Genomic DNA, 21,772 nt, shown 5'->3' on the forward strand with positions numbered 1-21,772 from the left:
AACAAAAAGACAAAGAGCATCGTAAAGTGGATATTTTTAGATACTAAAAAACAAAAAAGTGAGGACAACATGACAATATGTTGCCTCACTTTTTTATTCTAATTTACTCGAAATCCTTATGTGTCATAACAGTAGGTTGTGGTTCAAAGACAACTGAAAATTTTGGAACATCTTTTTTTACAACCGCATTTGCACCAATTTTTGTGTGTTCTCCGATAGTAATATTTCCTAAAATTTTAGCACCCGCACCAATTAATACATTATTTTCAATCGTTGGATGTCTTTTTTCATGCCCTAAACTCGTTCCACCTAATGTAACACCGTGATACATCAAAACATTATCACCAATTATAGCTGTTTCACCAATCACAACGCCCATACCATGATCAATGAACAACCCTTTTCCAATCTTTGCACCCGGATGTATTTCAATACCTGTTTTTCGTCTTGCTCTTTTTGATAAAAGACGTGCTAACAGATAATGCTTTTTATTATATAATTTATGTGCAAAATAATGGTAATTTAATGCTTTTATATGTGGATATGTTAATAATACCATCCATTTTGATTTAGCACTTGGGTCAATAGTCATTGCACGTTCAATACTGTTGTTTAATTGTTTAAAAAATCCCATTATACCTCTAAATAGGTTACATCTTGGTAATCAAAAACAGAGAAATATTTATCTGCTCCATCAGCCAAAACGGTAACAATCACTTTATCAGGATATTGTTCAGCAACTTTTTTAGCACCTACAAGCGCTGCACCAGATGAAATACCGATACCAATACCTGTTGTACGCATAAAGTTTTTTGCTTCTTCGATTGCTTCATCATTTGTAATAGTTAAAACATCATCCATAAGTGAGCGATCAAAGTTTTCAGGAATGAATCCTGTTCCAATTCCTTGGATTTTATGTGGTCCGCCAATTCCTTTAGAAATTGCTGGCGAATCTGTTGGTTCTAATGCAATGGCTTTGATTTCTGGTTTTTCTTCTTTTAAATAACGTGTAACACCTGTAAATGTACCACCTGTTCCAACTCCTGCAACAAATAAGTCAATATTTGGCACTTGTTCTAAAATTTCTTTTGCTGTTGTTTTATAATGGTAATTTGGATTAGCCGGGTTATCAAATTGGCCTAATGAAATAGCATTTTCATTATTTGCCACTAATTCAGCGGCTTTATCAATAGCACCTTTTGTTCCTAATTCTTTCGGTGTTAAAACTAATTGAGCTCCGTATGCTTTAATCACTGTACGACGTTCAATACTCATACTATCTGGCATCACAATAACGGCTTTTATCCCATGAATCGCTGCAATTAACGCTACTGAGATTCCTGTATTTCCACTTGTTGCTTCTACTAAAACGGTGTTTTCATTTATAGCACCTTGACGTACTGCTTCTTCAAACATACCTAATACAGCACGGTCTTTTACACTACCACTTAAATTGTATTTTTCTAATTTAGCATAAATATTTGTTCCGTCTATTTGATAAACGGGTGTATTCCCTATAAATGTTAATGATGATGTCATCTATATACCTCCTAAAAGTGATGTGAAAATTATAACATAAAACTAACAAAAAACAAGTGAATTATTCAACAAATAAAAAAAGCGGGTAAACCCACTTTTTTATTTATTGAATGTATCTTTTACTTTTTCAACAACTTCAGATGCTTTTTCTGTCACTGTTTCAGTCACATTTTCAAATGTTTCTGTTGCTTTTTTCTCAACATCTTTATAGACTTCTGATACTTTTTCTTCAGCTTGTTTTGCTAATTTTTCAAAATCCATTATGCCATCTCCTTTCTTTTATACTTCCAACTCTTTTAACACTTCTACCATTTTCTCTGGTTCATGTTCTGAAATAATATGTGTGTATACACCATCCTCTTTATGTTTTGTACACTGGAATGTTATAACTGGTTTTCCTTTATGTAATGCTCTTTGTACAATATTATCCACTTCATTAAAATGATTGATATCTAAATAAACCGAACATCGATTTAATAGATCTTCTATTTTTGCATCTATCGCAAGTGGACAAATAAAGGCATTTTTATATTGAGCTAAATTTAATAAAGTAGAAGACATCATTGTATGAGCAGCTACACTAAATCGATAATTTGGTAAAGAACGAATTAAATATTCGATATGCTCAATGTATTGTGTATTCGTTAAAATAAAGCAATGATTTTTTTGATGATATTGTGTGAATGTATTTGTATCGACATTTTTTATTTTCCAATGGGATTTTATGTCAGACCAATCTAAATCATGATAGAACCACCATAACTCTCGAATACCATTGTAACTTACTGAATTCCACGGTTTATGATGCGTACTATAATGAAAAATAATCGGTTGTCTTTCTGATTCACGCTCAACAGTTCCAACCCACTCTGCACCTATTTGATAGTTGTAACATTGTGGCAAAACGAAATAATCAGGATACAATGTATTTAATACCGTTTGATCGCCTACTTCTAACTGACCGATATGCTCTTTTGTATAAGCTATCGTTTTCTCCATGAATTTTTCTTCACGGCATCTAACTAAATTTAAGAGTAATACACCTGCATTAAAATGTCCAGTATAACGTTGTTGATCCCAATCTTTTACAGCAGCAATAGTATAATGTTCAAGATCTATCGCAAACAACTCATCTAAATTTTCTGTGACAATCAAATCCACGTCCAAATAAAGAGCTCTATCTTCTTCTACAACTTCGGGTATCATATATCTAAAATAAGTCACATAATTGATATGGGCATAAGGACCATTAAATTTACTTAATGTATAGTCTACTAATTTAACATCTTGAATGGTACAATTTAACGGTTCAAGATGTTTTTCAACAGAAAGAAACCATTTTTTTGGAATATCATCATTTAAAATATAAAACTTAATATGTTGGTTATAAACACAAACAGATTTTATTGCTGTTAATAATGGATCAGTATATTTATTATCTGCTGCGAATACAATGGCACGATACGACATAATTCATCCTCCTATCTGTTTAGTCTATTATACCCCCTGTTTCATTGTCAAGCATTATTCGTACAAATATGCATTATTTCGGTTTACTTTTGTAAACCATATACATTTACACATGAAACTATTCGTTTTATAATAAGAACATACTAAAAGAAAAGAGGATATATTATGCCGAAACAAATTCCAGTAACCATTGTAAGCGGATTTTTAGGAGCCGGAAAAACAACCTTAATCAATAAAGTATTAAAAGAAGAGCATAAAGAACATATTGCTGTTATTATCAATGAATTTGGATCTGTTGGTGTGGATCATCAATTTGTTTTAGATGTTAAAGAAGATATTTATCAAATGGACAATGGCTGTTTATGCTGTACATTAAGAAACGATATTCCTTCAACTTTAGAATCTATTCTATCTGCAAAAGAAAAAATGGGTGTAAAAGTTGACCGTATTTTATTTGAAACAACAGGGTTAGCAGACCCTGCCCCAATTGCACACACATTTATCAATGTTCCATTTTTAAATGAAAACTTTATTGTAGATGCTGTATTAACTGTTGTTGATGCAAAAAACTTCTTAAAAGAAACAAAAGAACAAGAAGAACCTGCTAAACAAGTTGGCTTTGCTGATAAAATTTTTATTTCAAAACATCAACTTGTTGATTCACAAACATATCATGATGTTATCGAATCAGTTCGTTCTATCAATGCTTTTGCACCGATTCAAGATTTAAGCGAAAAAGAAGTTACCTTAAAAGATATGTTTAATTTAGAACTTTTCTACGCTAGTGAAGAAAAAGTTCTTGAAATGGAAGAACGTGCAAAAGAGGACGAATGCCCTCATTGTCATGAACATCATGAACACGGTGAACACTGCTGCCACCACGAACACGGTGAATGTTGTCATCATGATGAAGACTGCGATTGTCATGACCATGAACATTGTCATCATGACGAACATGATTGTGATTGCGACTGTGATCATCATGACGAACACGGTCATTGCAAACATCACGGTGAACATAAACATCATCATAGACACCCTCATCATAGCGGCATTACGTCCTTTGTATTTGAAGCAGAGAAACCATTAAATTTAAGCAAAATCAATCAATGGTTAAATGAATTAGTATACTATTATGGCGAACAATTATATCGTTATAAAGGTATTTTAAACGTTGAAGGTATTGAACATCAAATTATTTTCCAAGGTGTTCAAATGAGTTTCGATATTTCAAAAGGACGTGATTGGGGACCTACAGAACGTAAATCTACACTTGTCTTTATTGGAAAAAATCTCCCTGAAAAACAGTTACGTAAAGGATTTGATGAGTGCACAAAATAATTGACACATTCTATAATCTTAATACGTAATCGAGTTCATACGTTTACATATCAACGCTATTTGATAGTATTAACATCAAGTGGTGAACGAATACTCAACATATTCGTTCACCACTTTTTAACATACACTTCGTTAAATTGTATTGATAAAGAAAAATGGATACATCTTTAGTATAAAGCTATGAACTGTACCCATTTATTTAACGTTTTAGGTCGGTTAAATATCACTATGCTTTTCATTAAATCGAGTTGTTGGTGGATTTTATCACCAACAACTCGATTTATCATAGAAACTAAAAAAGACACCCGAAGGTGTCTACATAGATTAGTTTTGTCCCAAACCGTATTTTTTGTTGAATTTGTCCACACGTCCGTCTGCTTGAGTGAATTTTTGACGTCCTGTATAGAATGGATGAGAATCAGAAGAAATCTCAACACGAATCAATGGGTATGTGTTTCCGTCTTCCCACTCAACAGTTTCAGAAGATGATTTTGTTGAGCCAGATAAGAATTTGAAACCTGTTGTTGTATCCATGAATACAACTGGTTGGTAATTTGGATGAATATCTTTTTTCATATTTATTTTCTCTCCTTTTGCCCTGAATTATTTGCTAAAACAGAGTTATAATCTGTCTAATACAAATGTATTTAAACATCTGCTATATAGTATCATGTTATGCAATAAAATGCAACCATAAACTTTACATCTCGCGGCGATTTTTACCGACGATGTTGATTTCTTTACTTAAATATTTAATACGTTCCATTAAGCGTTTAGCTTTTCTTTCATCTTCAATGGTAACACCTTTTAAATGTTCCTCTAATAAAGCAAAAGATAGATTTGATGTAAAAAATGTTGGTAATTGTTCACGCATGCGATAATCTAAAATCGTCATTAAAATATCATCTCTTACCCATGGCGTCATGCTTTCTCCACCAATATCGTCTAACATTAAAATCGTTGATTTTTTAATGACATCTAATTTTTGTTGGACAGAATTATCTCCAATCGCTGCTTTTAATTCCACAACTAAACTAGGAAAGTGTGCTAAATAACTAGAAACACCTCTACTTGCTAATTCATTAGCCAGACCACCAATCATATACGTTTTACCGACACCATAAGAACCGTATAAATACGCTCCTTTTATAAAGTTATTTTTTGTTTGTGTATATTCATTACAGAAATCAATAAAATATTTTAATACATCTGCTCGGGCTTTCGTTTTGTCTAGTGATGCAAATGTAATATTTTTTATATTTCTAGGCATTTGTAATGTTTGAATACGATTCGATAGTTCTCGTCTTTCTTCTTGTGCTAAAAAATCAGCTGTCGGTTGATAGGCAACATCAATAAATCCAACATTCATGACTAATTTTGGTTCAAAACCTGGATTTTGGGAGTAGCCACTTTCTTTAATGCGTTGTTTTTCTTTCATAAATTCATACAATTTAGCATAACTATTTTGTAAAATATCTTCTGATAATATTTCTTTATTTTCTAAAATAAACGCTTGAATCTCAGCATCTTTTTGAATGTCTTGAATTAAATCATTATATCGTTGTTTGAATTTATCTGAATAAACATATTTTTTTAAATGATTTTGTATAGAATCCATTTGTCATCTCCTATTTCAATGTGGATAAAATATTGTTCCACTCTTCATCATCAATCGGCGTGTCTTCATCATTTAAAGCATTCTTTTCTTCTTCGGTCATCTTAATTTGCTTCACATTGCCTTTTTTTGAACGTACAGATTTTGAAGACGGTACATCCCGTTTTTGTTCTCTTGTTTGTAAATAAGCCATCGCCATTTCTACTGTTGTAATATGTTGTTTTACCCAATCATTTGCTACCTTATCAACATAACTAGCAGATAATGTATCGTGATTTAAAACAACTAATATATAATGAACTAATAAATTAACAACCTCTTGATGAAAACCATACTGTGTCATTAACCGTTCAATAAGTTTTAATTCATTTTGAGATACTTGATAATATAATCCTGACGCATTTTGCTGATTCTTTGCATGTTTAATGTGTTTTAAAAACTCAGCCGGAACCGTATTTTGACACAAAGTCATCAACGCACTTTTTTTATCCGTATGCCCCACGGCAGTTTCACTTAAAGGTGTTATTTCTATTTGAGTGCTACTCTTTGATTGGTTTTGCATCGCATTTCTAACTATTTGATATAATTTATCAACATCAATCTTGTTTGTTACCATATCATGAGATTGTAAAACATAATCTCTCATATCAAGTGGCTGAATGCCATAAATATGATGTAATCCTTGAATAGCATATTTGACTTGAGCTGTTAATTGTGTTGGTAAAATATATGACCCTTGTAATAATTGATGAAAAAATGTCCAATCAAAATCTTTGTCATCTAAAACGAGTTGTGATTTCTCCTGACCAATCACACTATGAAAATCACTTGTATACACCTTTAACTGTTTACCAAATAGTGCATGAAAAGAATATGAAATATCCTGATAGTCCTTTGTAGATACACTTTTAATCATGTACATATCTTTTAAAACATTGAATTGATTTTCCCCAACTTGCGCTACTAATAAACCACAATAAACCGGGTCACTAAAAAATGTTTTTGGTGATACTGGTGTACACACTTCATAAATATATTTATCTTGCTGCTCTACTTGAGTAATATACGTTTTCAATAAACCAATAGCTTCTAGACGAATACGTGCATCATATAGTATTTGTGTACCAAAATGCAACATATCAAAAATCGTCTTATGCTGTATTCTTTGTGGGCAATTCACTAAAAATAAATATAAAGCCGTTGCAGATGCTCCAATAATTGGTTGATATAAAGATAGCACAACTTGTTTATCTATATCCGTGATAGTATTTAATTTTTGTATAAAAATATAATCTCTTGGACTAATATCTTTTCCTAAATACGTCATCTGCTTTTCTCCCTATTATTGTTGTAATCTTCTTGCTAATTCTTCTAATTCTTGTAAAAAACGACTTTTATCTGTAAATTGACGGTAAACACTTGCGAAACGAATATAGGCAATTTCATCAATCTTCGCTAATCTATCCATTACCAATTCACCTATTTCAGTCGTAGATACTTCACTTTCACCAACATTATACACTTCAAACTCAACTTCACTCACAATTTTTTCCAAAACTTCCAATGAAACCGGACGTTTTTCGCACGAACGTACCAATCCTCGTAACAATTTTTCACGATTAAAATCTTCACGGTTCCCATCACGTTTCACAACGAGTAGTGGCGTTCTTTCAAGTCGTTCAAATGTTGTAAAACGATGTTTACATTCCTCACATTCTCTACGACGTCTAATGACCGTATTATCCTCAGCCGGACGACTATCAATTACTCTAGAACCTGTATATTTACAACGTGGACATTGCATGAATTTTCTCCTTATAAATGACTAATATTATGTCTATTATATCACATTTTCTGTTTTTCTAAATATGCAATGACTTGTTTTTCTGTTTCTTCGATTGTTCCAGAATTATCAATCACATCATCCGCACATACTCTTTTTTCCTCGATAGGCATTTGCGCTTCAATCCGTATAGATGCCTCCTCTAACGTATACCCATTTCGCTTCATCAATCGTTCTAATTGTTTTTCTTTTGGTATATAGACGACTAAAACAGAATCCACTTGTGTATCATAACCGACTTCATACAATAAAGGCATATCAATAAAGACAACCGATGCTGTTTGCTCTTTTTTCCAATTTAAAATAGCCTCAAACACATACGGATGAACAATACTATTAACAAGATGTCTTTTCTGTTCATCTTGAAAAATAATCGTCGCTAGTACTTGACGATTTAGTGTTTTCTCAGACGTTAAAATTTCTGTTCCAAAAGCAGTTGCCAATGCTTGTAATGCCGGTGTACCTTTTTCTACGACTTTTCTAGCAATTTTATCCGTATCACACACAGGAACACCTCGTGCCAAAAGTATGTTAGTGACTGTTGACTTCCCTGTCGCAATACCTCCTGTTAACCCAATGACTTTCATTATCCACCTCTTTTTTATGCCTATTTATCTTATCTTTTTCTCATATAACATTCAACTCTATTTATAAAACTAGTATAACAAAAAAAGCCGATTAGAAAAACTCTAATCAGCTAGTAGACGTTAAAGAGCAGTTCACATACTCCTTAACTCGTGCCTGTATCCGACAGTGTGAGTTACCTCACGTGCACGCTACTTTGATTTGTAACCTTTTTGTGATATGCCTATCACGGTTACGCCTCGACCCGTCGCATGAGTTGAAGTATATCTTTTTTTAAGATATTTGTCAATGTGTAAGAAAAAAGAGAGTAAAATCTACTCTCTTTTCATCATGGGTATAAACGATTTAATAATCTTGGGAATGGGCTGGCTTCACGGATATGTTCTGTTCCACTAATCCATGTTACCATACGCTCTAAACCTAATCCAAAACCAGAATGTGGTACTGTTCCGTATTTGCGTAAATCTAAGTACCAACCATATTCTTCTAAACTTAAACCAAATTCTTGAATTTTTTCTTTTAAACTATCATAGTCAATATTACGTTCGCTACCACCAATAATCTCACCATATCCTTCTGGAGCAATCATATCTGCATTGATCACTACATCGTCACGTTCTTCATGTAGTTTCATGTAGAATGGTTTAATACCTTTTGGATAATTTAAAATAAAGACTGGTTTTTCAAAATGATTAGCAATAAATGTTTCATGAGGTGAACCAAAATCTTCTCCCCATGTGATATCATCAAAACCATTATCATTTAATAAAGTAATAGCTTCATCATAAGAAATACGTGGATAAGGTAATTGTGTATATTTTTTCAATACTTCTACATCACGTTCTAATGTGTGTAAAGCTAACTGACAATTTTCTAAGACATTTTCAACTAAGAAAGCAACATAGCGTTCTTGAATAACTAAACTTTCTTCATGTGTTGTAAATGCCATTTCTGGTTCCATCATCCAAAATTCAATTAAATGACGACGTGTTTTTGATTTTTCTGCACGGAATGTTGGTCCGAATGAGAATACTTTACCAAATGCCATAGCTGCAGCTTCCATATATAATTGACCACTTTGTGATAAATATGCTTTTTGATCAAAATAATCTGTTTCAAATAATTCTGTTGTGCCTTCTGGTGAACTTCCTGTTAAAATTGGTGGATCAATTTTAATAAACCCTTCTTTATTGAAAAATTCGTATGTTGCACGAATGATTTCATTTCTAATTTGCATCACAGCGTGTTGTTTACTTGAACGTAACCATAAATGGCGATGATCCATTAAGAAATCTGTTCCATGCTCTTTCGGTGTGATTGGGTAATCTCCACTTTCACCAACAACAGTTAATCCGGTCACCAATAATTCATACCCCAATTTTGAGCGTGTATCTTCTTGGACAATTCCTGTTACTAAAACCGATGTTTCTTGTGCTAAGTTTTTTGCGATGTCAAAAACCTCTTCACCGACATCTTGTTTTACAACAATCCCTTGAAAATATGTTTTTCCATCACGTAATTGTAAAAACGCTATTTTCCCACTACTACGTTTATTCGTTACCCATGCACCTATTTCAACGGTTTGACCGACGAAATCTTTGGCATGATTCATTGTAATTCTTTCCATTGTATACTCCTTCTAACATTGCTTTCTTATATGTTTCTTTTATGTTCATCTATAAAACGTGCTATACGGCGTGCTGCTTCGATGAGTTGTTCACTATCTCCTGCATAACTCAAACGAATACAGTCATCCATACCGAATGCATCACCCGATACTACCGCAACATGAGCCTTCGTTAATAATGCATCTGCAAACTCTTTAACAGAGTCATATCCTGTTAAACGTGCTGCTTCTTTTACATTTGGAAACAAATAAAAAGCACCTTGTGGTTTTGTTAATTTAAACCCTTCGATTTGGCTAATCAAATTATAAAACAAATGCAAACGTTCTTCAAATACTTTTCTCATCTCTTCCACAGGTTCTTGTGTACCTGAGTAAGCTGCAACACCTGCATATTGGCTAACAGCCGTTAAATTACTCGTTTCATGACTAATAATTTGTCCCATTGCACCAATAATATCTTTATTTGTTGACAATGCATAACCGATACGCCAACCTGTCATCGCATAACTTTTTGCGACTCCATTTACAATAATCGTTCGACTTTTTATGCTTTCTGACAGACTTGCCATAGAAATAGCCTGAGTATCCCCATAAACTAAACGATAATAAATTTCATCAGAAATAATGAATAAATCATGTTGAACAGCCCATTCTCCAATTTGCAATAACTCTTCTTTTGTATAAACACTACCTGTTGGATTATTTGGAGAATTGATAATAATAGCTTTTACATGCGTTAAGTCTAAGGCATTTAGTTGTTCCACTGTTACTTTATACTGTTGTTCAAAAGTTGTTTCTACAAATAATGGAACACCACCTGCTAATTTAACTTGTTCACTATAACTTACCCAGTACGGTGTTGGAATAATCACTTTATCGTCTTTGTTTAGCAGTGCTTGGCACAAAACAAATAAAATATGTTTTGCACCTGTACCTACCACAACGTCTTGTGGTTGATATGTAACACCGTCATACTGTTTATGAAAATCAACAATGGCTTGCTTTAGAGGTAAAATACCCGTAGCATTCGTATAATGATCTGAGTTACCTTCTTTAATTGCTTGAATAGCAGCTTGTTTAATATGTTGTGGTGTACTAAAATCAGGTTCTCCTAGCGTTAATTGAATGACATCTATCCCTTGTGCAATCAATTCTCTAGCACGTTGTGCACTTGCTAGAGTTGCAGATTCTTGGATATTTTTTGCTCGATTTGATATAACCATGAATATCTCCCTTTATATTGTTTTAATATGTTGGATAATCTGTCCAGTTTTTGCAGATATACGCATATAACCAAGTGACACTTGACTAGATTTATATGACACTTCCCAAATAGGTTCATTTTTCATCAAGCCTAATGTGACATTTAAAATTTGAATGGTATTTTCTTCGTTCATTGCCACTTCTTTTGCTTTGTCTTTATCAATTAATTCAGATGTTTCGTAAATTTGTGCTTGACTACTTTCTACGTCAATGACAACATATATTTTTTTATTATCTTGACTATCACCGTATAACCCGTATACCGTTTTATCAAACTGATACAAATAAAAATCATCAATTTTTTTCATAATACCATCATTGAAAACAAGCTGAGCTGCTTCTTGTTTGGCTTTATTATACGGTGATAATAATGTTTCTATGGTAGATACTGTTAAAATCAGCCCGACAACAAAAACAATACTTACACCTATCAATATTTTTTTCATATCATATCCTCTTTAATATATGTGCTACATCTATTCTATCATTGATTTAACAATGTTTCTAGCGTTGCAGCTGTAATTTGACAATCTTGCACTAAATTTTCTTTAATTTCATCTTGATAAGGACTATTTATCATACGTTCATCTAGCACAATCATCTCTCCAGTGCTCTGTGCCATTTGTCGAATAAAATAACGCATCGTCATAATCATTTTTGGTAATGCTATTGTTTTAAAATAATGCTCTGTGCCATTTAATAAAAAATGTTTGCTAACTTGTGCATGTATAGAATCTGGTGCTTCAAATGGTAATCTAACAATAATCGCACGTTCAATCAAGTCGTATTTTGGTTGAATGAGTTGCCATTGATGCCATGTGACATAAACAGCATGAGATGTTTCACCTAATTGTAGCCATACTTTTTTAGAATTGGCATGCTCAATGATTAAAGCCTGTGTTTCCATCTCTTTTACTTTTTCTAAAAAGCTCGTTGAAGGGACGATGATAACTGTGTTTTTAATGGGTAATTTTTCTAAAAGACGTATGGTTTTACGCACTAATAAATTTTCTTTCACATATATTTTAGGCACATAATCAGTTAGAACATGTAAAGGAACTAATGGATTTGTATGTGTTGTTTTCATGACATTTTTATCCAGCTGAGTATCGCCAAGCTGTTTTTCTAAATAATCAAATGTCGCTTTATTATCCATGCTAATACTTGTATAAATCAACTTATCAACAAAGGGATACACATGCTCTTGCATAAAGTGAGCACTTGTATATTTTTGACAAATGCATTCATAGTGCATGTATATATCTTGTTTTTTTATCAACATCGTCATATAGTCATCTGATATTTCAGTTTCTAGAACAGATTCAAGATATTGTGCTCCTTCAACAATTTTCATTAGCCCCGAACCTTGTTTTATTTTTGCATTAGCAATGACTTGTTTTAATGTATCAAAACTTTCTTTTAAAGAATACAAAATTTCTTTCTTTATTTGACTTAGTTTATCAATATAAACGGTTTTAATCATATCATCTTCTGGATAAGGCATAACTGGATATTGTTTTTTTAGTAATGTCATGAATGATCGGAAACCAGCGAGCACTTTATCGAGCATAAGCACAATATCCATTGCTTCTTGTTTATCAGCGTCTAATTCATGTTGATATGTATGCATATAGCGTCTTACTTCTTGATAATAACGTGTATCATATAGTTTGGTTTTAAAATACTGTGTTAATGTATCATTAAAATATTGCACATCGTCAATAAATACATTTACTTTTTCAATTTCTTTTAAAGTATCGAGATACGCCAGAAAATCAAGATGTGTCGACACGACACATGTCGATTGTTTTATTTTTTGTACTGCTCTATCAAAAAAATAAGTATTTTCAGGATAAGCGTGCGTTAATCGATAAAGAAATTTATTGGGAAAATCCAGTTCTTCTAAATCACCTGTTTGTGTTTGAGTTAACCACACTAACACACAACATAAATAGCGTACTTCTTGAAAAGTCAATTCTTGTGGTATCGTCAATAAATATTCTAAAGCATTTAAGTCTAGGTAATATTCTTTTGTTTTAAAATAAGGCACCTGATAAAGTTGTGAAATACTTTGCGCCAATTCTTTGTGATGTACTAAAACAAAGGTTTTTTTATTTAAAGATGATAAAATCGAAAATACATCGTCCCACATGCGATTTGCTTCATGTTGTTCTAATAATTTATGTTTATTGTCTGTTTCATCTAATAAATAGTCCAATAGCTGTTGTTTTAATACTGTATTTTCTGTAAGTATTGTATGAGATTCTGGCTTTATCACATCAGTCTGCGGAAAGAAACTATCTGCTTCATAGTCTTTTATATCGTCAAAAAACAAAGACATGGTGTCTTGTTTTCTTTTTAGTAAATCGGAAATTGTTGTACGGGTTTTATCATCTAATCTTCCAAAATCGCTTTGCATTTTTACAAATAACTGTGCCGTTGCGAATGCATCCTCACCAGCATTATGCTCATGCTCTAATAAAATACCATGTACTGTCGTCAATCGCTTCAACCCATACGATTTTTCCATTGGATAAATAATTTTTGCAAGTTCAATTGTATCAATACGAGGCATTGAAAAATTCATAATACCTACTCGTTCAAATTCTTTTTTTAATAAGCCATAATCAAAATGAACATTATGTGCTACAAAAATACATCCTTCAAGTAATGTATATAAATAATCCGCAATATCACTAAATAAAGGCGCATCTTTCACTTGTTTATTTGTAATACCCGTTAATTCCGTAATATGAGATTGAATGGATACTGGAGGTTGTACGTCAAAACATAATGCTTGTTCAATTTTATGTTCTTCGACAAGCGTTATACCGACTTGAATAATATGTCCTACTTGCCCAGAAGAAATACCTGTTGCTTCTAGGTCAACAACTGCGTATTTATGCATCATAACCTCCTTACTCATTTACTCACTTTCGCCTTATTTTACTAAATTTTCATATAAAATACTAGAGCAAACCATTTTGCTACCTTGTGCCTATAATAAATTGTGTTGGCGGAAGTAAAATCTATCAATACAATTTAGCAAAGAACCAATAAAAAGTGGTAAACCGACTCGCTAAGATGTCAATTTACCACTTCATTTACTGCTTTATTGATGTTTATTTATTTTAAATTAGAACCCACCCATACTAGATCCACCACCAAATCCACCTGATGAACCACTACTAAAGCTGCCACCTTCTCCGTGTGAATTGATAGATGCTGCAGTTGTATTTGCTTCATTTATAGATGATGTAAAATCATTCATAAAAATATGATTATAGAAAAGTGGTGTTGTGCTTGGATTACCAATCGTACTAGGTATGCCCTCTGGAAACACTCTATTTAAATGAGCAATAACTTCTGTAGCTACGCCTAAAGACGTTGCATATACTAAAATATGATCCCAAATGACAATGGATTCAATCTCAGCACGATTTAATGAACTAATATCAAGAAGCATCTGTTTAAAAGCATTCCATTGTGCAAGTTCATATTCTTGCTGTTTTGTTCGTTTTACACTAAATGTACGATTTAACAAAACAACACCAGCACTTGCCAATAACACAAAGCCTACAAAACCAAAGAGCAAATATTTAAGACTAATAAAAAGTGTTGCAGCTAATACACAGACAACAATGGCATTGGAAATAACTGTGTATGCAGAGCTAAAACGTGTCTTTGTATCTGTATATTCGAATGGATATTCTTGTACAGCATCTTCAAATAAATCCATAGAGTCATTATAAAATTCTGGATGTTCATCGGCATAGTCTTGAATATCTTCTAAATAAACAACGGATTTCCCTCTACCAATATCATTAAAAATAAAATCAATCAACACTTCTTCATGTTCGTACAATGTATCTGGTTCTTTCACTAAGGTAAATCCATAACCATTTCTACCATCTATAATGCGAACACATTTTTTACGAACTAAATCTAATAGAGTTGCCCCAACATCTTCACTTGCTATATAATCATTATAAATTTTATCTGTCATAATAGCAGGTGTAATATCTTTTGGAATATCATATAGATGATTTGGTACATAAGGGATGCTTTCTTTCCATTTTTTATATGGTCTAATCACAAAAGGATAGACACCTATCAATGTTAGTCCTAAAAAACCTGCAATATAAGGTGAAACCGTTTCAGCCATTTGTTTGTTTTTAAGACGCTCTGCTTCTCTTCTCATTGGCTCTTGTGCTAAATAGGCTTCCTCAGCAATGATTTTGTCCCATTTATTTTCATTTATTAAATGGGGATTGCTAGCTGTAACACTAGGCGGAAATAAGACATGTGCTTCAACAAACTGCCCACTTGAATTATGGCTTGTCGTTATTGTGACACCTTTATAGTCATCATCAATCTTCACTTCTCCATTACCACTTCCACCATGCGCCCATGCACGTAAAGTTTCTTTCGTTAAAGACTGTGGCAATGTTATATGAATATGTATGTTTTCTTGAGGAATTTCAAATCTTTTCCCAATCAATTTTCGATTAAATTCGGCTGCATCTAAATAATTGATAATATAATGCTTTAATCTATATTTAAAAACAAGACGTTTTTGTGTATCTTCCATTGGTAGAAAGATTTTAAATTTCAAATAATCACCGTTATTATCTAATAAATACGTTTGTGGATTTTCAGACTTATTTTGTGTCAATGGTATCAATTCATTATTTTCAAGTAATGATACGGATATATCTTCTATTTGTGTTTTATTTGACCCATCTTCTCGTTTATCTAAATTATAAAATACACCATTATATTTTCCATAAGCATCATAAAGAATACTTTCCGTTATATCGACATCACCATTTTCCTGTATTTGTGCATCAATTTGATAATCTTTTATCGTTAGATCTCTTGCATAACTCACTTGAAAAGGTACTATAAACAAAAATAAACTAAAGATAAAAACCCATTTTGTATATTTTCTCATTTTCTTCACCCCGTACTTTCTACACTATAAGTATAGCATAAATCGGAGGTGAATAATCGTACTTTAGGTGTATTTTATGTTGCAAACACGAAGGAATATAAAAATGTAAAGCATGCAATATGAACGACTAAAAACAGAAATGCTCCACATATACATATCGTGCGATGATGTTTTCATCTCAATGCACTCATCGCCAATACAACACTGGATACAATAATATAGTGATGATACATTTGAACGTTCATAAATGCGAAAATATCGCATAAACACATCACTAAAACTATTGCATAGACCTTTTTTTCATTTTTGTTCCCACTTTCATTTTATTCCCCTACCTCTAACTTTATATTTCATTATCACTGTACGCAAAAGCCTGATAAATATACCAATACTGTATTTTATCTGACTTCACGCTATTATTTCACCAATGTATCAATGTCTTGTTTAATGGTAGACAAAGTCGTTTCTGCTGTTTGTAAATCTTGTGCTTTTACACCAATGTAAAATTTGATTTTTGGTTCTGTTCCACTTGGGCGAATAGCAACCCATGTCCCGTCGGCTAAAAGATATTTTAAAACGTCTGATTTTGGCATATCTAATGGTTTCACATCTCCATTTTCCAACGTGATTGTCGATGTGGCAAAATCTTGTGTTTCGACAATTTGAATACCTCCAAATGTTTGGAGAGGTTCTTGTCTAAATTGTGTCATTAAGGCTTTGATTTTAGCAATACCTTCAATACCAGCAAGTGTCACAGAAATTGTTTTTTCTAAGAAGTAACCGTGTTTTTCATATAGTGCTTGTAAACCGTCATATAATGTTTTGCCTTGTTTTTTATAGTATGCAGCTACTTCTGCAATCAATACTAATGCTTGAATGGCGTCTTTATCACGAACAAATGATTTGACTAAATAACCATAGCTTTCTTCAAAACCAAACATAAAAGTTTTACTTCCGTCTGCTTCATATTGTTTAATTTTATCGGCAATAAACTTAAAGCCTGTTAATACATTAACCATTTCTGCACCATAAGATGTTGCAATTGCTGTTGGTAATTCACTAGATACAATAGATTTTGCAATAACACTATTTTCTTTTAAAGTACCTGCTTGTTGATGTGCATTTAAAATGTAATCGACCATTAAAGCGGCAATTTGATTTCCTGTTATTACTTGGTATTCGCCATTTGGTAGTAAAACGGCCGCACCCAAACGGTCTGCATCTGGATCAGTTGCCACTAAAACATCCGCTTGTTTTTCTTTTCCTAGTGCAATAGCATAATCAAACGCATCAGCATCTTCTGGGTTTGGCAAGCGTACTGTTGAAAAATCAGCATCAGCTACGGCTTGTTCTGGTACAAGATAGACAGATTCAAAACCTGCTTGTTTTAATGCTTTTTCACCAAGCATTTGTCCTGCTCCATGAAGTGGTGTAAAGACAAGTGTCATTTTTTGACTCATTTCTTTTACAAGCTCTTTATTGATTGTCACAGTGTCTACCTGTTCTAAATAACGATTATCCAGTGCATCTGATTGCCAGTGTAATAGATTTTGTTCCAGTAATGCTTCTTCTGATAACACATCAATCGTCAATGGATTATCAATAGAACGAATAAATGTTGTTAATGCATCGGCATCTTGTGGTGGCATTTGTCCACCGTCTTGTCCATATACTTTATAACCATTGTAATTAGCTGGATTATGACTTGCTGTTATCATAATACCGGCAAATGTTTTTAATTCACGTACCGCAAAGGATAATTCTGGTGTTGGTCTTAATTCTTCAAAAACATAAGCCGGAATACCGTGCGTGCCTAATACACGAGCCGATTCAATCGCAAATTCTTTTGATTGATGTCTAGAATCGTAGGCAATGGCAACACCACGTTGTTTTGCTTCTTCCCCAACACTTTCTATAAATAAGGCTAACCCTTTTGTTGCTTGTCGAACTGTGTAAATATTCATTCGGTTAATACCTGCACCTAGAACACCACGCATACCTGCCGTCCCAAAACTAAGCGGTTCATAAAAAGCATCTTCTGCTTGTTTATCATCATAACAATTTAAACTTTCTTTTACTTTCTCATCTAAATTATCAAAATTTTTCCATTGTTCATAGGTTGTTTCCCAACTCATACAGTAAAACCTCTTTCTATTTTTTGTCATTAAAACGTTTTATTTTTGTTATTTATATTTTATTATATTCCTTGATATTAAGCAAGATTGATACGTTTTCACTTGACCTATTTATAATAAATAGCATACTATGTAAAGTAAGAACTCATTATGGAGGGAACTATGTATAAACAGCTCGCTAAATCGCTTATTTTTTATCTTATCTCCGCACTCGGTATTAGTTTGACTATTAAAGCCAATATAGGTGTTAGTAGTTTCAATGCATTAAATGTTGCTGTGTCAGATGTGACACAGATTAAAGTTGGAACAGTCACGACAGGTATTAACTTTTTCTTTTTAAGTATGTGTGTTTTTCTTGATAAACAGCGTACAATTAAAAAATATGTGTTAATGATTATGTCCTTAATCTGTTTTGGGAATGTCGTTAATATTATACTCTATTCGATTTTAGCGAATGTTCATATAACGATATACCCTTTACAAATTCTGACTTTTATACTAGGAACAATTATTGGCGGTATTGGAACGGGTCGTGTTTTATATTACGGCACACTAAAATTTCCAATTGAAACACTATGTCAATTACTTGAAGCAAAGACAAAACTATCTTTTTCTTTTTACAGATATAGTATTGATGTCGTATCCGTTATTCTCTCATTAGGATTATCTTTTTATTATCATCTTCCTTTATATGTAAGAGAAGGGACAATCATTAGTTTATTTTTACTATCAAGTGTTATCCATTGGGCAAACAGTAATTTCCAAAAACATTAAGCATATCGTAAAATCCCCCTAGACGAACCGCCATTATGTTGGTTCGTCTAGGGGGTTTACTATCACATCAATTTCTTTTGTAATTCATTCATCTTTATCATCACATCCATTGGAGTTAAATGTGACATATCCATTGTACGTAGTTCTTGTAGGACATCTTTTTCTTTTAACTCCAACTCTTCAAATAAAGATACTTGTTCTTGTATCGGTTCTTTTGAAATCGGTACGTCTTTTTGACCCACTTCTAATCGCTCTAAAATATGTGTCGCTTCCAATAACAATTCCTTAGGTAATCCGGCTAATTGTGCAACATGTAATCCATAACTTTTATCTGCTGGGCCTTCCATTAGTTTATGCAAGAAAATAAGCTCTCCATTTTCTTCAATCGCACCTACATGAACATTTCTTAATCCTTTTAGTTCTTTATCTAAAACGGTTAATTCATGATAGTGAGTTGAAAATAATGCTATGGCGTGCACATGATGATGAACATATCGTAAAATAGCTTCTGCTAGTGCCATACCGTCGTATGTTGCCGTTCCTCGTCCAATTTCGTCGAATAATAATAAACTTTTTTCTGTGGCATATTGTATAGCTTGATTTGTTTCAAGCATTTCAACCATAAATGTGCTTTGTCCAGAAATCAAGTCGTCTGCTGCACCAATTCGTGTAAAAATACGGTCAAAAATTGGTAATTCTGCTGTATCAGCAGGAACAAAGCAACCCATTTGTGCCATAATGACCGTCAGTGCTAGTTGACGCATAAAGGTACTTTTCCCAGACATATTTGGACCTGTTATCAATAATAATGTATTATCGTCTGACATGACTAAATCATTTGGAACATATTTATGGATGCCAATAACTTTTTCAACGACTGGATGACGTCCATTTTTAATAAAAATGGTTTGTTGATGTTGATGTAAGATTGGCTTCACATAATGATATTGTTCGCTGACATACGCAAAAGATTGTAACACATCAATGCTGGCTACTTGTTTTGCCAATAATTGTAAAGCAGCACTGTATTGTTTGATTTGTTCACGAATAGATACAAATAATTCATATTCTAATTGAACAGATTTTTCTTCGGCTTCTAAAATAATACGTTCTTTTTCTTTTAATTCGGGAGTTATAAACCTTTCTGCATTCGCTAGTGTTTGTTTACGATCGTATTGTCCTTCGGGCAGTAAATGTAAACTTCCTTTCGTCACTTCGATATAGTAACCAAATACTCTATTATACCCAATTTTTAATGTTTTAATACCAGTTTTTTCACGTTCTTGCTGTTGTAAGTTCGCAATCCATTGTTTGCCATTAACCATTGCATCACGATATTTATCTAATAACTCATCATATCCATTTTTTATAACGCCCCCTTCTTTTGTAGAAATCGGTGGTTCGTCTATAATGGCATTTTCAATTAAATGAGTAATATGATCTAAAGAATCCATTTGTTCAAGCGTATCTGTCCATTCACCTGTTTCATTCATCAATAATAAATATTCTTTGATCATTGGAATTTGCTCTAATGACGTTTTGAGTTGTATCAAATCTCTTGCATTTACACTACCAAAAGACACACGTGCTACTAATCGTTCTAAGTCGTAAACCGATTTTAAGGCTTGAACTAAATCCATTCGCTCAAAATAGTGATTCATTAAATTCGCCACTTTTTGTTGACGACTTTCTATCTTACTTTTATCAATCAACGGCTTCTCCATCCATTGACGAAGCATACGTCCACCCATTGCTGTTTTGGTTTCATCTAAAAGCCATAAAAGACTTCCTTTTTTAGTCTTTGTGCGAATACTTTCCGTTAATTCTAAATTGTATTTAGCATTATAATCAAGTTTCAAAAAATGATTGATTTCATATACTTGAACAGGTTGTAAATGAACTAAACTTCTTTTTTGCGTTCTATTCACATAAGCTAATAATAATTGTACAGCTTCTAATTGTTGTTTATGATAAACTGGCTCCAAAATTGTTTCAAACGCTGTACTATCCATATTCTGCTCTTGCTTAGAAAGAACATAAGAGAAATGTTGTTGCAATTGTTTGATGGTCGCATCTGGCAAGTTATAGTAGACAATTTCAAAAATATCCAAACTGCGTAATTCATTCAATAAACTCTCATCATTTGAGGTGCTTGTCACTTTTATTTCACCCGTGGCAATGTCTACATACGCCAAATGATACCCTTGTGCATAGATAAGCGATGCTAAATAATGATTTTTTTTATCATCTTTATTTTTAGGATCTAACACTGTCCCCGGTGTAATAACTTGTACCACATCACGTTTGACCATACCTTTTGTTAACTTAGCGTCTTCTAATTGTTCACAAATTGCAATTTTGTAACCTTTGTCGACGAGTGTTTTTATATATTCTTGTGCGGCATGATGAGGCACCCCGCACATAGGCACCGGATTTTGTGCATTTTTATTGCGTGATGTTAATGTAATTTCTAATACTTCTGATGCAATTTTAGCATCATCATAAAAAAGTTCATAAAAATCGCCTAGGCGATAAAACAATAGACAATCCTTATAGTTTTCTTTAACAGAAAAATATTGTGCCATCATAGGTGTCATTGTTTCTGTTTGTTCACTCATTGGATAAT

At 32.9% G+C, this 21,772-nt stretch carries 18 protein-coding genes; 2 read left to right on the forward strand and 16 right to left on the reverse strand.

From position 1 onward, the window contains the following. Nucleotides 1–103: 103 nt before the first annotated feature. The 4 genes from cysE to H1220_06555 form a co-directional block, all read right to left on the reverse strand. Nucleotides 104–634: a serine O-acetyltransferase gene (gene cysE / locus H1220_06540; GenBank protein QMI85373.1), complete on the reverse strand. Its 531-nt coding sequence runs from the start codon at nt 632–634 to the stop codon at nt 104–106. Beyond that, a complete protein-coding gene (gene cysK / locus H1220_06545; GenBank protein ID QMI85374.1) occupies nt 634–1,539 on the reverse strand; it encodes a cysteine synthase A in 906 nt (301 codons plus the stop codon). The genes cysE and cysK overlap by 1 nt, the downstream gene beginning before the upstream one ends. A 99-nt stretch (nt 1,540–1,638) precedes the next feature. After that, on the reverse strand, nt 1,639–1,800 hold the full coding sequence (locus H1220_06550) for a hypothetical protein (GenBank protein ID QMI85375.1): 162 nt from the start codon (nt 1,798–1,800) through the stop codon (nt 1,639–1,641). 18 nt (nt 1,801–1,818) lie between these two features. Further along, nucleotides 1,819–3,009, reverse strand: coding sequence for a glycosyltransferase family 8 protein (locus tag H1220_06555; protein QMI85376.1), 1,191 nt, complete (start codon nt 3,007–3,009; stop codon nt 1,819–1,821). A 165-nt stretch (nt 3,010–3,174) separates the two neighbouring features. On the opposite strand from H1220_06555, the gene H1220_06560 reads away from it, so the two are divergent. Next, on the forward strand, nt 3,175–4,350 hold the full coding sequence (locus H1220_06560; protein QMI85377.1) for a GTP-binding protein: 1,176 nt from the start codon (nt 3,175–3,177) through the stop codon (nt 4,348–4,350). 324 nt (nt 4,351–4,674) lie between these two features. Here the strand turns inward: H1220_06560 and H1220_06565 are convergent, their stop codons facing one another. From H1220_06565 to H1220_06615, 11 genes are all read right to left on the reverse strand, one after another. Beyond that, nucleotides 4,675–4,926: a type B 50S ribosomal protein L31 gene (locus H1220_06565; protein QMI85378.1), complete on the reverse strand. Its 252-nt coding sequence runs from the start codon at nt 4,924–4,926 to the stop codon at nt 4,675–4,677. A 124-nt stretch (nt 4,927–5,050) separates the two neighbouring features. Then, the gene (dnaI, locus tag H1220_06570) at nt 5,051–5,968 is read right to left on the reverse strand and encodes a primosomal protein DnaI (GenBank protein ID QMI85379.1); all 918 of its coding nucleotides are present in this window, start codon (nt 5,966–5,968) and stop codon (nt 5,051–5,053) included. 10 nt (nt 5,969–5,978) lie between these two features. After that, nucleotides 5,979–7,292, reverse strand: coding sequence for a DnaD domain protein (locus H1220_06575; protein QMI85380.1), 1,314 nt, complete (start codon nt 7,290–7,292; stop codon nt 5,979–5,981). Nucleotides 7,293–7,307: 15 nt separating this feature from the next. Beyond that, on the reverse strand, nt 7,308–7,769 hold the full coding sequence (gene nrdR / locus H1220_06580) for a transcriptional repressor NrdR (protein ID QMI85381.1): 462 nt from the start codon (nt 7,767–7,769) through the stop codon (nt 7,308–7,310). Between the two features lie 41 nt (nt 7,770–7,810). After that, nucleotides 7,811–8,398: a dephospho-CoA kinase gene (locus tag H1220_06585; GenBank protein ID QMI86683.1), complete on the reverse strand. Its 588-nt coding sequence runs from the start codon at nt 8,396–8,398 to the stop codon at nt 7,811–7,813. Between the two features lie 323 nt (nt 8,399–8,721). After that, nucleotides 8,722–10,020, reverse strand: coding sequence for an asparagine--tRNA ligase (asnS, locus tag H1220_06590; protein QMI85382.1), 1,299 nt, complete (start codon nt 10,018–10,020; stop codon nt 8,722–8,724). Between the two features lie 26 nt (nt 10,021–10,046). After that, complete coding sequence (locus H1220_06595; GenBank protein ID QMI85383.1) at nt 10,047–11,243, reverse strand: pyridoxal phosphate-dependent aminotransferase; 1,197 nt, start codon at nt 11,241–11,243, stop codon at nt 10,047–10,049. A 12-nt stretch (nt 11,244–11,255) separates the two neighbouring features. Next, nucleotides 11,256–11,729, reverse strand: coding sequence for a DUF5590 domain-containing protein (locus H1220_06600; protein ID QMI85384.1), 474 nt, complete (start codon nt 11,727–11,729; stop codon nt 11,256–11,258). A gap of 38 nt (nt 11,730–11,767) precedes the next feature. Continuing rightward, entirely contained in the window at nt 11,768–14,191 is a 2,424-nt protein-coding gene (locus H1220_06605; protein QMI85385.1) for a hypothetical protein, read from the reverse strand. A 228-nt stretch (nt 14,192–14,419) separates the two neighbouring features. Further along, complete coding sequence (locus tag H1220_06610) at nt 14,420–16,237, reverse strand: DUF2207 domain-containing protein (GenBank protein QMI85386.1); 1,818 nt, start codon at nt 16,235–16,237, stop codon at nt 14,420–14,422. A gap of 416 nt (nt 16,238–16,653) precedes the next feature. Further along, nucleotides 16,654–18,372, reverse strand: a complete 1,719-nt coding sequence (locus H1220_06615; protein QMI85387.1) for a phospho-sugar mutase — start codon at nt 18,370–18,372, stop codon at nt 16,654–16,656. A gap of 162 nt (nt 18,373–18,534) precedes the next feature. Between H1220_06615 and H1220_06620 the strand changes: the two genes are divergently transcribed. Beyond that, nucleotides 18,535–19,146: a hypothetical protein gene (locus H1220_06620; protein ID QMI85388.1), complete on the forward strand. Its 612-nt coding sequence runs from the start codon at nt 18,535–18,537 to the stop codon at nt 19,144–19,146. Nucleotides 19,147–19,208: 62 nt separating this feature from the next. Here the strand turns inward: H1220_06620 and mutS are convergent, their stop codons facing one another. Beyond that, on the reverse strand, nt 19,209–21,764 hold the full coding sequence (gene mutS, locus H1220_06625) for a DNA mismatch repair protein MutS (GenBank protein QMI85389.1): 2,556 nt from the start codon (nt 21,762–21,764) through the stop codon (nt 19,209–19,211). Nucleotides 21,765–21,772 lie beyond the last annotated feature (8 nt).

The sequence above is a fragment of the Carnobacteriaceae bacterium zg-84 genome, from assembly GCA_013874835.1.
Lineage (GTDB): Bacteria > Bacillota > Bacilli > Lactobacillales > Aerococcaceae > WM01.